Origin of the sequence: Mesorhizobium sp. M1E.F.Ca.ET.045.02.1.1, from assembly GCF_003952485.1 — a bacterium.
GTDB lineage: Bacteria > Pseudomonadota > Alphaproteobacteria > Rhizobiales > Rhizobiaceae > Mesorhizobium.
The window spans coordinates 6,868,941-6,881,209 of record NZ_CP034447.1 but is presented as its reverse complement, the minus strand read 5'-3'; the positions used below and the strand labels follow the sequence as shown (position 1 = coordinate 6,881,209).

Sequence of the window (12,269 nt, the reverse complement as noted above, 5' to 3'; positions counted from 1 at the left end):
TGCCGACACCTTGCCTTTCGCACTGCAGCATCCTATCGCTCGGATCGGAAGGGCGGGGAACCGGGCCGTGGTCCGGGTGTTGTCTATCTTCCAACGACTTGGAGGGCGAGCATGACCAAATGGGTTTACACCTTCGGCGACGGCGCCGCCGAAGGCCGTGCCGGCGACCGCAATCTTCTCGGCGGCAAGGGCGCCAATCTGGCCGAGATGTGCAGCCTCGGCCTCCCGGTGCCGCCGGGCTTCACCATCACCACGGAAGTCTGCAACGCCTATTATGCCAATGGTCGCACCTATCCGGCCGCGCTCGAGGCCAATGTCCTGTCGGCGCTCGACCATATCGGCGCGCTCACCGGCCGCCGTTTCGGCGATCCGTCCAAGCTGCTTCTGGTCTCAGTGCGCTCCGGCGCCCGCGCGTCGATGCCCGGCATGATGGACACCGTGCTCAATCTCGGTCTCAACGACGAGACGGTCGAGGCTTTAGCCACTGAATCCGGCGATGCCCGCTTCGCCTATGACAGCTACCGCCGCTTCATCCAGATGTATTCCGACGTCGTCATGGGCCTCGACCATGAGGTTTTCGAGGAAATCCTCGAGGACCAGAAAGCGAGCCTCGGCCATGAACTCGACACTGGACTTTCGGCCGTCGAATGGCAGGGTGTGATCGCACTCTACAAGGCCAAGGTCGAGGAGGAGCTCGGCAAGCCGTTCCCGCAGGATCCGCGCGAACAGCTCTGGGGTGCGATCGGCGCCGTGTTCTCGAGCTGGATGAACAACCGTGCCATCACCTACCGACGCCTGCACGACATCCCGGAAAGCTGGGGCACGGCGGTGAACGTCCAGGCCATGGTGTTCGGCAATATGGGCGACACCTCGGCCACCGGCGTCGCCTTTACCCGCAATCCTTCGACCGGCGAAAAGCACCTCTATGGCGAATTCCTCGTCAACGCCCAGGGCGAGGACGTGGTGGCCGGCATCCGCACGCCGCAGAACATAACCGAGGCGGCGCGCATCGCCGCCGGCTCAGACAAGCCGTCGCTGCAGAAGCTGATGCCGGAGGCTTTCCAGGCTTTCGTCGACATTTCCGACCGGCTGGAGAAGCACTACCGCGATATGCAGGACCTCGAATTCACCATCGAGCGCGGCAAATTGTGGATGCTGCAGACCCGCTCGGGCAAGCGCACCGCCAAGGCGGCGCTCAAGATCGCCGTCGAGATGGCCAAGGACGGGCTGATCACCAAGGAGGAGGCGGTCGCCCGCATCGATCCTGCTTCGCTCGACCAGCTTCTGCACCCGACCATCGATCCGAAGGCCGCGCGTGATGTCATAGGCATGGGCCTGCCCGCCTCGCCGGGCGCAGCCACCGGCGAGATCGTCTTTTCGTCCAGCGATGCCGAGGATGCCAAGTTGCAAGGCCGCAAGGCGATTCTTGTGCGCATCGAGACCAGCCCAGAGGATATCCACGGCATGCATGCCGCCGAAGGCATCCTCACCACGCGCGGCGGCATGACCAGCCATGCTGCGGTAGTGGCGCGCGGCATGGGCAAGCCCTGTGTGTCGGGCGCCGGCTCACTGCGCGTCGACTACAAGGCCGGCACGCTGATCTCGATGGGCCAGACCTTCCGCAAGGGCGACATCATCACCATCGATGGTGGCAATGGCCAGGTGCTGAAGGGCGCCGTCGCCATGCTGCAGCCCGAACTGTCGGGCGATTTCGCCGCCATCATGGATTGGGCGGACGCCGCGCGCCGCATGAAGGTGCGCACCAACGCCGAAACGCCGCTCGACGCGCGCATGGCGCGCTCCTTCGGCGCCGAAGGCATAGGGCTTTGCCGCACCGAGCACATGTTCTTCGAGGGCGACCGCATCGTCGCCATGCGCGAGATGATCCTGGCCGATACCGAGAAGGACCGGCGCTCGGCACTCGACAAGCTCCTGCCGATGCAGCGCTCGGATTTCCTCGAACTGTTCGAGATCATGGCCGGCCTGCCGGTGACGATCCGTCTGCTCGACCCGCCGCTGCACGAGTTCCTGCCCAAGACCGAGGCCGAGCTCGCCGAGGTCGCGGCGGCCATGAACGTTTCGGCCGACAAACTCAAGCAGCGCACCGAGACTCTGCACGAATTCAACCCGATGCTCGGCCATCGCGGCTGCCGGCTCGCCGTCTCCTATCCGGAGATCGCCGAAATGCAGGCGCGCGCCATTTTCGAGGCGGCGGTCGAGGCCGGCCGCAAGGCCGGCGCGCTGGTGGTGCCGGAAATCATGGTGCCGCTGGTTGGCCTGGTGAAGGAGCTCGAATACGTCAAGGCGCGCGTCGATGCGGTCGCGCAAAGCGTCATGCAGGAGACCGGCACCAAGATCGAATACCTGACGGGCACGATGATCGAGCTGCCGCGCGCGGCGATCCGCGCCCATGTCATCGCCGAGGCGGCCGAATTCTTCTCCTTCGGCACCAACGACTTGACCCAGACCACTTTCGGCATCTCGCGCGACGATGCGGCCTCTTTCCTTGAAACCTATCGGCAGAAAGGTATCATCGAGCAGGATCCTTTCGTTTCGCTGGACGTTGAAGGCGTCGGAGAACTCGTGCGGATCGCTGCGAAGAAGGGCAGGCAGACACGGTCGGACATCAAGCTCGGCATCTGCGGCGAGCATGGCGGTGATCCGGCCTCGATCCGTTTTTGCGAAGAGGTAGGCCTCGACTATGTGTCATGCTCCCCCTACCGCGTGCCGATCGCCAGGCTGGCTGCAGCGCAAGCTGCCGTGCAGATTGCGAAGTCCGCACCGCGTGCCTGAGAGCCCGCCGCGAGCTTACGCTTTTGTAAGCAAAGTCACGCGAACGTGCGCGTGACGGCCCCCAATCTCAACACTGTTTCCACCCAGTTTCGCGGTCTCGAACCCGCTGGTGAAGAGAAACAGATGTTGCAGATTTCCCCCGCCACATTCCAGTCCATCCTTATCCTGCAGACCAAGTTCATCGGCGATATCGTGCTTGCCTCGACATTGTCGAAGAACCTGCAGCTCCAATATCCAGGCGCCAGGATCGTCTTCCTTTGCGAGGCCCGGTTCGCCGATTTCCTCACCGCGCACGGCATCGCTTCGGAGGCCGTGACCTTCCGTCGCTCCCATATGCGCGGCACGCCCTTGCAGCGCGGGCGAGAACTCGTTCAGACGGTGCGAAAACTGCGTCGCTATCGCTTCGACATGACCATCGATCTCGCCGATTCGAAGACTTCGCGGATCGTTTCGGGGCTGGTCAATGCAAGGACCCGCGTCGGATATCATCCGACCGAAAAGCCGTTACGCTGGCTTGAGCGCCAACCCGCCAATGTCAGGGCAAAGCCGTTCGGCTACGGCGAACGACACTTTCTCTATCGCTACCTTTCACCGCTGGAGGCGCTCGGCGTGGATCTGCGCGTGCGGGTCCCCGCCATACGGCCACTGCCATTTGAGACGACACGAGCGGTGACGTTGCTGGACAAGTTCCACCTTCGGCAGAATGGCTTCGTGGCCGTTCATGCCGGAGCCAGCTTCCCCGGTCGCCGCTGGCAGCCCGAGCGCTTTGCCGCCGCGATCGACCGAATATCGACCGAGACCGGCTTGAACGTCGTCCTGGTCGGCGGACCCGACGAGAACGAGGCGACGGACAAGATAATGGCGGCCGCGAAAACGCCGGTCGTCAATCTGGTCGGCGCGCTCTCGCTCGAAGCGCTGCTGGCGCTGCTCAAGGAGGCTCGGCTGTTCGTCGGCAACGAGAGCGGCCCGATGCATATGGCGGCGGCGGCCGGCACTCCGGTGGTCGGCCTGTTCGGCCTGACCAATCCCGTCCGGTGGGGACCGGTCGGCGTGCCCAGCATCTCGTTGCGGCCGTCCATGCCCTGTGACTGTGTCGGCGGCGACCTGTGCCGCCGCACCGACCCGAGCAAGGCATGCTGCGTCTGGCGCCTGGAGGTGGATTCCGTCGTCGCAGCGGTGCGGGAACTTCTGTCGCGGACTGAAGCGGCCCCTGGAGCACCCGGTCCAGCACATGGTCCTTTCCAAAAATCGGAATCGATCTTGCCTCGCTGACCTTCGGCTCGAAAAGGATCATGCGCAAAATCAAGGTGCCGCAGCGCCCTTTGCGCGTCGGAGAGGACGCGCGGCGCTGCAGTGCACGCCGCATCGCGGTTTTTGGGGATAACGACAAGCATGAAAATGAATGGTCCACGCAAATTGTCGCGTTGTTCCTTCTCCGACGCGAGCCGTCCCGATTTTCGCCTAGATGCGGGTCTTGTTGGCGCCGTCTTGCAGTGAACGACTCAACGGGCCGGGGCTTGGAAAGAATGACGGGTCTGCTTCAGAGATATCTGTGCGCGATCGCGCTGTCGGTCGCGGTCGTGTCGGTAGGCAGTGCCGCGACGCTGGTCGAGCCGACCCTGCACGTGAAGCCGCAGGGCGGCGGCGGGCGGGTCGCGCTTACGCTGGACGCCTGCGGCGGGAAGACCGATACGCGCATTCTTTCGGCGCTTGTGGAGAACAGGATCCCCGCGACCATCTTCGTCACCGGCATCTGGCTGAAGCGCAACGGTGCCGCCGTCGAGATCATGCGGGCGCATCCGGACCTGTTCGAACTGGAAAATCACGGCGGTCGCCACATCCCTGCGGTCGACACGCCGCGCAAGGTCTACGGCATCAGCAGCGCCGGCAGTCCCGATGCCGTTCTGGCGGAAGTCGAGTCCGGCGCCGCTGCGCTTGGCAGAGCCGGCGGCCCGGCGCCGAAATGGTTTCGCGGCGCCACCGCCGAATACAGCCCGTCGGCGATCGCGATGATCCGCAAGCTGGGCTTCAAGATCGCCGGCTTCTCCATCAATGGCGACAGCGGCTCGCTGCTTGGGGCGAAGGAGACCGCCCGGCGCATCGCCGCCGCCAAGGACGGCGACGTCATCATTGCCCACATCAACCAGCCGACCCATGCGGCGGGCGAGGGGGTCGTTCAAGGCCTGCTGGCCCTGAAGCAGAAGGGCATGACCTTCGTTCGGCTCGACGATACCGAGGATGTGGGCAACGACGGCACGACGGACTGACCGGGTTTAATAAAGCTGAGCACCGGAAGCGCAGGACTTGCCGTTTGCAGGCCGGCATCACCTGAATATCAATACAGCCTCAGCCCGGCGTGGCTTCGACCGTGACCTTGCTCGTGTAGAACGCGCCGTGATCGCGGATTTCGGCCATTTCGTCGTAGGGGTGCTCATAAGCCCACATAGCGTCCTTTCCGCCTTCGCCGGCCGGCAAGACACTCCAGTAGCTCGCGTCGCCCTTGTAGGGACAATGCGTCGAATGCCCGGTCCTGGCGAGCTTGCTGAAATCGATGTCGTCGAAAGGGATGTAGAAAACGGCCGGGTAGGGCGGTTCCGACAACAGCCTGGCTCGGGTCGACCTGGCGATGACCGTATCGCCTGCGCGCACCGCGACGCTGCCGCGATATGGCTCGACTGTTATTACCTTGTCTGGGTTGCGCTGAAAGCCGGGGGCGGGATTGGCAAGGTCGTCCATGCGGATCTCCTCTGGGGAGACTTAGATGTGTCGAGCACAGCCACGGCGCAAGCTCGCGCCATATGCGCCGTCATCACCATTGATTGAACGTTTGCCGTCCAACCCTCAGGCGGCGGTCTTGAACGCGTCCATGAGCCCGGCATAGGCGGCGGCGATGCCAGCCACCGGATTGGTGCTTCTCGCCGCGGTCTCGACTTTCAGCTCAGCGCCCCGCCCATGGTCGGCAGCGTCAGCAGCAGGAACTGGCGGTTGCCGCCGTCGCCGACGCATGCCACATGCTGGCTTTCGCCGTCATTCTCGACGCACATCTTGAACAGCAGCGTTCCGCCGACAGCCTCCAGCGCGCCACCGACGACTTCGGCAAATTCGTCGTCGGAAACGGTTTTGGAGTCCGGCGTCAGATCGTCCAGACTTTCGGCAAGCGTGCTTTCGAGGGCTTTGTCTTCGAGCTGCGCGTCCATGCGAATCTCTCCATTCGCCAATCTCACCCAGCCCATTAATGAAACTTAACGGCGACGATGGCCGGATTATGGCGGGTTTCACGGGTCGTTCGATCGATCCACCGCTTTGGACTTATGGCTGGACAATCCGCCGGATCATTCCACAATGCGTGAAACAACGACGCAAAAGCGCGAAGGGGAGGAACCGAGATGCTCGGACTGATGCAGGAATGGCCGCTGCTCTGCCACAAGCTCATCGACAATGCCGAACGGCAACATGGCGGACGCGAGATCGTGTCGCGTTCGATCGAGGGGCCGATCGTGCGCACCACCTATGCCGACATCCATCGCCGGGCGCTCCAGGTCGCCGAGCGGCTGGAGCGGGATGGCTTCGGGCTGGGCGACCGTATCGCCACGCTTGCCTGGAACACGGCCCGGCATATCGAGGCCTGGTACGGCATCATGGGCATCGGCGCGATCTACCACACGCTCAATCCGCGCCTCTTTCCCGAGCAGATCGCCTGGATCATGAACAATGCCGAGGATAAAGCGATCTTCGTCGACCTGACCTTCGTGCCGCTGCTCGAAAAGATCGCCGGCCAGGTAAAATCCCTGAGAAAAGTGATCGTGCTGACCGACAGGGCGCATTTGCCGCAAACGTCGTTGCCGAACGCCGTTGCCTTCGAGGAATGGCTGGCCGAGGCCGATGGCACCTTCGCCTGGAAGATCTTCGACGAGAATACCGCCGCCGGCATGTGCTATACCTCGGGCACCACTGGCGACCCGAAGGGCGTGGTCTACAGCCATCGTTCCAACGTCCTTCACGCCATGATCGCCGCAATGCCGGACGCCATGGGCATATCCGCGCGGGATGTGATCTTGCCCGTGGTGCCGATGTTCCACGCCAACGCCTGGGGCCTTGGCCAGAGCGCGCCGATGATCGGCGCCAAGCTGGTCATGCCGGGCTGCAAGATGGACGGCGCTTCGATCTACGAACTGCTCGACACCGAAAAGGTCACGTTCAGCGCCGCCGTGCCGACGGTCTGGATGATGCTGCTGCAATATCTCGAGGAGACCGGCAGGAAGCTGCCTTATCTCAACAAGGTCGTCATCGGCGGCTCATCCTGCCCGCGCGCCATCACCAAGAAATTCCAGGACAATTACGACGTCCAGGTCGTGCACGCCTGGGGCATGACCGAAATGTCGCCGCTCGGCACGCTGTGCACGATGAAGCCGGAACACGAGAACCTCGAAGGGGAGGCCCGCCTTGATCTGCAAGGCAAGCAGGGTTTCCCGCCCTTCGGCGTCGAAATGAAGGTGACCGACGACGACAACAACGCGCTGCCCTGGGACGGCAAGACCTTTGGGCATCTCAAGGTGCGCGGTCCGGCGATTGCCCGCGCCTATTACGGCGGCGTCGGTTCCGAGCAGTTCGACGCCGACGGCTGGTTCGACACCGGCGACGTCGCGCATATCGACGCCAGTGGCTACATGCAGATCACCGATCGCGCCAAGGATGTCATCAAGTCGGGCGGCGAGTGGATCTCGACGATCGACCTCGAGAACCTTGCCGTCGGCCATCCCGATGTGGCGGAGGCCGCGGCCATCGGCGTGCCGCATTCCAAATGGGGCGAGCGGCCCCTGCTGGTTGTCGTGCGCAAGCCGGGCAAGGAGCCGAGCAAGAGCGATATCCTCGCCTTCATGAGCGGCAAGGTGGCCAAATGGTGGATGCCCGACGACGTCACCTTCGTCGGCGAAATTCCCCATACGGCCACCGGCAAGATTCAGAAGGTCAGCTTGCGTCAGCAATTCAAGGATTACCGGCTGCCGACGGATTGAGGATTGTTCAATCAGCGATTCCACCAGACGCTGAACTGCGCTAAGTCTCGGCTCGGGCTGGGGTAATGCGGCAGACGATGGTTACAATTCCTGAACGGCAGACGTCGAAGGCGGCCGGCTGGTCGCGGCGGATCGGGGCATTCTCGCCCGTGCTTCTGCTGACCGCGCTTGCGGGTTATCGGCTCGACCTTATCGACACACTGCCTTTTCTCTGGGTGCTGGCGATCGTCGCGCTGCTTGCAGCGCTCGCGCTGCTGCTCGCCGGACTTGCGCTGTCGAGACTGTGGAATTTCGGCGATCGCGGCGGCCGCGATCTCAGCGTCGGCGCGCTGCTGGCGCTCCTGGTGCTTGCCCCCTTCGGCATCGCCGCCTACTGGGCGACGATTTATCCGCCGCTGCGCGATGTCTCAACCGACCTCGACGACCCGCCGGTGCTGGACACCAGCGACCGGACCAGCGACATGAACGCGCTGTCGCCGCCGACGCCCGGCGAACAGAGCCTGCAGGCGGAGGCCTACCCGCTAGTCACCGGGCGCAGCTACAACCTTCCTTTCGAAACCGTGGTCGACGCCGTCGAAACCGTGCTCGACCGGCGGGACTGGCAACTGACCGCGCCTTATCCCGATATCAACGGGCAAAGCGAGGCGACGATCAACGCGGTCGCCAGGGGCTTCGTGATCGGGCTGCCCGCCGACGTCGCCATCCGCGTCACCGACGATGGCGAATCGGTCATCGTCGACATGCGCTCGGCCTCGCGCTACGGACGTTATGACCTGGGCGACAATGCCGCCCGCATCACCGATTTCCTCGGCGAGCTCGATCAGGAGGTCGCCGGCCAGGTCGGCGCGGCGCCGGCCGAGTGAAAATCTAGCGCGGCGGCGTGAATATACCGTCGATCGCCGGATCGCCTTCGGTGGCGACCAGGCCGCGGACCACCAGGTCCTCCAGATGGGCAAGCACTGAAAGGCCGGCGGCGCCGTGCAGCCGCGGGTCGGTGTCGCGATAGATCGCCGCGACCATGTCCTTGATCGTCCGGTCGCCGTTGCGGATGCGCTCCAGGATCGCCCGTTCGCGCATCTTGCGGTGCGTTTTCAGCCCGCGCATGAACTTTCGCGGCGCGGTGACCGGCCCGCCATGACCGGGCAGCAGCAGTCGGTCGCCGCGCTCGATCAATTTATCGAGCGACCCCATATAATCGGCCATCGCGCCATCCGGGGGCGCGACGATGGAGGTCGCCCAGGCCATGACATGGTCGGCCGAAAACAGGACGCCGGTTCCCTCGAGCGCAAAGGCCGCGTGGTTGGCGGCGTGACCCGGCGTCAGCACCGTTCGGATCGTCCAGCCGTCGCCGTGGGTGAGGGAACCGTCGGCCAGCGCGAGATCGGGCACGAAGTCCAAGTCGGCGCTGGCATCGAGCGGGTTAACCTCGCCGATGCGCAGCGGCCGTGCCGGCCGATGCGGACCTTCGGCAAGCACGGTGGCGCCCGTTCGCTGCTTCAGCCGCGCCGTCAGGGGAGAGTGGTCGCGGTGGGTGTGGCTGACGAAGACGTGGCTGACGGGCCTGCCGCCGATCGCGGCGAGCAAGGTCTGGAGATGCGTGTCGTCATCCGGTCCGGGATCGACCACTGCGAGCGTCTCGCGGCCGACGATATAGCTGTTGGTGCCGTGAAAAGTGAACGGACTTGGGTTGTTGGCGGTGATGCGCAGCACGTCGGGCGCAACCGTGACTGCACGGCCATAGGCCGGATCGAAGCGTGTGTCGAATTCAAGCGCCATGCCGGGCTCCGCTGCGACGCGGCAAAATGATTGCCGCCTGATAAGGAAGCCAATATAGGAAAATTAAAGCCAGCAAATCAGCCACAACGGGGAAGACCATGGCAACTGCAACTACGATGCGTCCGCTTGTTTCTCTCGCTCTGCCCGACCAGGGCGCCGCGCGGCTGGCAACGCAGCTCTTTCTGGCGCTTGCCGGAACCCTCCTGCTGACGCTCTCGGCCAAGACCAAGGTCGTTCTCGGCCCGGTCGACATCTCGCTGCAGACGCTTGCCGTCCTGCTGATCGCCGCCGCCTTCGGCATGCGCCTTGCTGTCGCGACGCTCATTCTCTACCTCGCCGAAGGCGCGTTTGGCTTGCCCGTTTTTCAGGGCACGCCGGAAAAGGGCATCGGCATCGCCTATATGCTGGGTTCCACCGGCGGCTATCTCGCCGGCTTCGTGGTGATGGCGGCGATCGCCGGCTGGGCCGCCGATCGCGGGTGGGACCGCCATCCGTTCAAGCTCTTCGGCGCGATGCTTGCCGCCGAGGTCATCATGATGGCGATGGGCTTCGCCTGGCTGGCGGCCCTGATCGGACCGGAAAAGTCGTGGCAATTCGGCGTCTTGCCGTTTATTGCCGGCGACCTGATCAAGGTGGCTTTAGCCGCCAGCCTGGTGCCGGCCGTCTGGGCGTTGCTGCCAAAGCGGCCCTGAAAAATCCGTTCGAACAAAGCCAACAAAGCCGGCGCTCACCCGCCGGCTTTTTTGTTTGGACGGTTGCCGCGCTTCGATGTCTGCCATTTGACCGAAATCGGCGAGGCGGCTGTGCGCTAGTCAAGCCGGAGATTGACAAGCCACTTCGCGAAACCTAGGCACGCGCTGCTTGCAGGCCGGGGCCCGGCAGCTCACTATCGTCGCCGGAGACAAAGAACACTCATTTGTCTAGTAACATAAGCGAAATCTAACGAATCGCCTGGCAGGCCGCTTATGTGGCTCGCTCTATAGAGGCGCGTTGTTCAATGGTCCACCCATCACGCTGTCGCAGGCTGGGTAAAGTGATGTCGATTTCCCTAACTTGCGCCGGACCAAGTTTCTTCGGAAAGGACGGCAGAGGTGACTTTGAAGTTTGGAACCAGTGGACTGCGCGGTCTCGTCAGCGAGCTTCGAGGACCGCCGGCATTCACATACACGGCCGCGTTCGTGCAAACACTCCAGGGTCGGGGCTCGTTGAAGGAAGGCTCGAAGGTTTATGTCGGACGTGATCTTCGCGCGTCCAGTCCCGAGATCGCGCAACTTGTTCATGCGGCGATCGCCGAGGCCGGCTTGGTGCCGGTGGATTGCGGAGCCTTGCCTACGCCCGCACTCGCGCTTTACGCCAACGGCGAGAACGCTCCGGCCATAATGGTCACCGGCAGTCACATTCCCGAAGACAGAAACGGGCTCAAATTCTACCGGGCGGATGGTGAGATCGACAAGCGCGATGAGGGCGACATTGTCGAAATCCAGGCGGGCATCAAGGATAGGGTACCGTCACCGCCGCCGGTCGAACCAGTTCGGGCGGGCAGCGAGCCGTCCCGCCGCTATGCCGAAAGGTTTCTTAGTTTCTTTGAGAAGGATAGCCTTTCCGGTCTGCGCATCGGCATCTACCAGCATTCATCCGTGGCCAGAGACATCATCGTCGACATTCTTCGCGGGCTTGGGGCCGAAACGATACCTCTGGGCAGGGCCGAACATTTCATTCCAGTCGATACCGAGGCGCTCAGGCGGGAGGATGTGGCGCTTCTGAAGGATTGGGCGGCGGCAGAGCGGTTCGATGCGATCGTGTCCACCGATGGCGATGGCGACAGGCCGCTCGTGGCGGATAGCAGCGGCATTTTCGTGCGCGGCGATCTGGTGGGCGCAATCACCGCAAATGTCCTGGGTGCCGACTGGGTCGTCACACCGGTCAGTTCTAACTCGGCTTTGGAGCGTTGCGGGTATTTCGCAAGGGTCCTTCGCACGCGCGTTGGATCGCCCTACGTCATCGAGGGTATCGGCACGGCTCTCGCCGAGGGCGCAAGAGGTGTCGTGGGGTTCGAGGCCAATGGCGGTGTTCTCCTCGGTTCGGCTGTCGAGAAAGATGGGCGCATCCTACCGGCCTTGCATACGCGGGATTCGCTATTGCCAATTCTTTGTGCGCTTTCAGCGATTGCAACGAACGGCCGCCCGCTCGCGGAGATCGCAGCCGACTTTCGCTTTCTTGCCGGGGCAAGCGGTCGGCTTGAAGGAGTGCCGACCGAGAGCAGCGCGTCCTTTCTCGGAAGGTTGGCAACCGATGCAGCCTATGCCGACAGGATCTTCACGGTTCTCGGGGGTATCGCGAATGTTGACAACAATGATGGTGTGCGCATCACCGCCCGCAACGGAGAAGTTGTGCACTTCCGCGCGTCAGGCAATGCGCCCGAATTGCGTTGCTATGTCGAAGCAAAAGCGGAAACCCGCGCGGACGAATTGCTTGACTGGGGCCTCGCTCTCGGCCGAACTCAAATCTTGGAAAGTTGAAGTTTGATCAACATCGTTCCCGTCATCATAAGCGGCGGCGTCGGTTCCCGGCTCTGGCCGATTTCGCGCGCGTTGCATCCGAAGTCCTTCATCCCGCTGCCGGAGGGTGGGACACTCATCGGCAAGAGCTACGCCTGCGCAGTACGCATCGACGTCTTTGGTCGAA

Annotated in this window: 9 protein-coding genes and 2 pseudogenes; 8 read left to right on the top strand and 3 right to left on the bottom strand. The window is 63.3% G+C overall.

The window, feature by feature from the left end:
- Positions 1 to 111: 111 nt before the first annotated feature.
- The 3 genes from ppdK to EJ070_RS33710 all read left to right on the top strand — a co-directional run bounded on the left by ppdK (position 112) and on the right by EJ070_RS33710 (position 5,060).
- A complete protein-coding gene (gene ppdK / locus EJ070_RS33720) occupies positions 112 to 2,793 on the top strand; it encodes a pyruvate, phosphate dikinase (RefSeq protein WP_126095192.1) in 2,682 nt (893 codons plus the stop codon).
- Positions 2,794 to 2,916: 123 nt separating this feature from the next.
- The gene (locus tag EJ070_RS33715) at positions 2,917 to 4,065 is read left to right on the top strand and encodes a glycosyltransferase family 9 protein (RefSeq protein WP_126095191.1); all 1,149 of its coding nucleotides are present in this window, start codon (positions 2,917 to 2,919) and stop codon (positions 4,063 to 4,065) included.
- A 254-nt stretch (positions 4,066 to 4,319) separates the two neighbouring features.
- Entirely contained in the window at positions 4,320 to 5,060 is a 741-nt protein-coding gene (locus tag EJ070_RS33710; RefSeq protein ID WP_126095190.1) for a polysaccharide deacetylase family protein, read from the top strand.
- Between the two features lie 79 nt (positions 5,061 to 5,139).
- Here the strand turns inward: EJ070_RS33710 and EJ070_RS33705 are convergent, their stop codons facing one another.
- Together EJ070_RS33705 and EJ070_RS33700 are read right to left on the bottom strand one after the other, a co-directional pair.
- Positions 5,140 to 5,529: a DUF427 domain-containing protein gene (locus tag EJ070_RS33705; protein ID WP_126095189.1), complete on the bottom strand. Its 390-nt coding sequence runs from the start codon at positions 5,527 to 5,529 to the stop codon at positions 5,140 to 5,142.
- A gap of 105 nt (positions 5,530 to 5,634) precedes the next feature.
- Positions 5,635 to 5,990, bottom strand: a pseudogene (locus EJ070_RS33700) (hypothetical protein).
- Between the two features lie 189 nt (positions 5,991 to 6,179).
- Here EJ070_RS33700 and EJ070_RS33695 point away from each other — a divergent pair.
- Positions 6,180 to 7,808, top strand: a complete 1,629-nt coding sequence (locus tag EJ070_RS33695) for a fatty-acid--CoA ligase (RefSeq protein ID WP_126095188.1) — start codon at positions 6,180 to 6,182, stop codon at positions 7,806 to 7,808.
- A gap of 77 nt (positions 7,809 to 7,885) precedes the next feature.
- Positions 7,886 to 8,671, top strand: coding sequence for a DUF1499 domain-containing protein (locus EJ070_RS33690; protein ID WP_126096024.1), 786 nt, complete (start codon positions 7,886 to 7,888; stop codon positions 8,669 to 8,671).
- A 4-nt stretch (positions 8,672 to 8,675) separates the two neighbouring features.
- Here the strand turns inward: EJ070_RS33690 and EJ070_RS33685 are convergent, their stop codons facing one another.
- Positions 8,676 to 9,584 (bottom strand): MBL fold metallo-hydrolase, encoded by a 909-nt coding sequence (locus EJ070_RS33685; protein ID WP_126095187.1) that lies wholly within the window; start codon positions 9,582 to 9,584, stop codon positions 8,676 to 8,678.
- 98 nt (positions 9,585 to 9,682) lie between these two features.
- Between EJ070_RS33685 and EJ070_RS33680 the strand changes: the two genes are divergently transcribed.
- From EJ070_RS33680 to EJ070_RS33670, 3 genes and pseudogenes are all read left to right on the top strand, one after another.
- The gene (locus EJ070_RS33680; protein ID WP_126095186.1) at positions 9,683 to 10,276 is read left to right on the top strand and encodes a biotin transporter BioY; all 594 of its coding nucleotides are present in this window, start codon (positions 9,683 to 9,685) and stop codon (positions 10,274 to 10,276) included.
- 399 nt (positions 10,277 to 10,675) lie between these two features.
- Positions 10,676 to 12,103: a phosphomannomutase gene (locus tag EJ070_RS33675; protein WP_126095185.1), complete on the top strand. Its 1,428-nt coding sequence runs from the start codon at positions 10,676 to 10,678 to the stop codon at positions 12,101 to 12,103.
- Positions 12,104 to 12,109: 6 nt separating this feature from the next.
- Positions 12,110 to 12,253, top strand: a pseudogene (locus EJ070_RS33670) (sugar phosphate nucleotidyltransferase); the annotation flags it as partial.
- Positions 12,254 to 12,269: the final 16 nt, after the last annotated feature.

What these genes read in the sequence shown, in the direction of transcription:
- ppdK (WP_126095192.1), top strand. Translation starts at nt 112, where the DNA reads ATGACCAAATGGGTTTACACCTTCGGCGACGGCGCCGCCGAAGGCCGT.
- EJ070_RS33715 (WP_126095191.1), top strand. Translation starts at nt 2,917, where the DNA reads ATGTTGCAGATTTCCCCCGCCACATTCCAGTCCATCCTTATCCTGCAG.
- EJ070_RS33705 (WP_126095189.1), bottom strand. Translation starts at nt 5,529, where the DNA reads ATGGACGACCTTGCCAATCCCGCCCCCGGCTTTCAGCGCAACCCAGAC.
- EJ070_RS33695 (WP_126095188.1), top strand. Translation starts at nt 6,180, where the DNA reads ATGCTCGGACTGATGCAGGAATGGCCGCTGCTCTGCCACAAGCTCATC.
- EJ070_RS33685 (WP_126095187.1), bottom strand. Translation starts at nt 9,584, where the DNA reads ATGGCGCTTGAATTCGACACACGCTTCGATCCGGCCTATGGCCGTGCA.
- EJ070_RS33680 (WP_126095186.1), top strand. Translation starts at nt 9,683, where the DNA reads ATGGCAACTGCAACTACGATGCGTCCGCTTGTTTCTCTCGCTCTGCCC.
- EJ070_RS33710 (WP_126095190.1), top strand. Translation starts at nt 4,320, where the DNA reads ATGACGGGTCTGCTTCAGAGATATCTGTGCGCGATCGCGCTGTCGGTC.
- EJ070_RS33690 (WP_126096024.1), top strand. Translation starts at nt 7,886, where the DNA reads ATGGTTACAATTCCTGAACGGCAGACGTCGAAGGCGGCCGGCTGGTCG.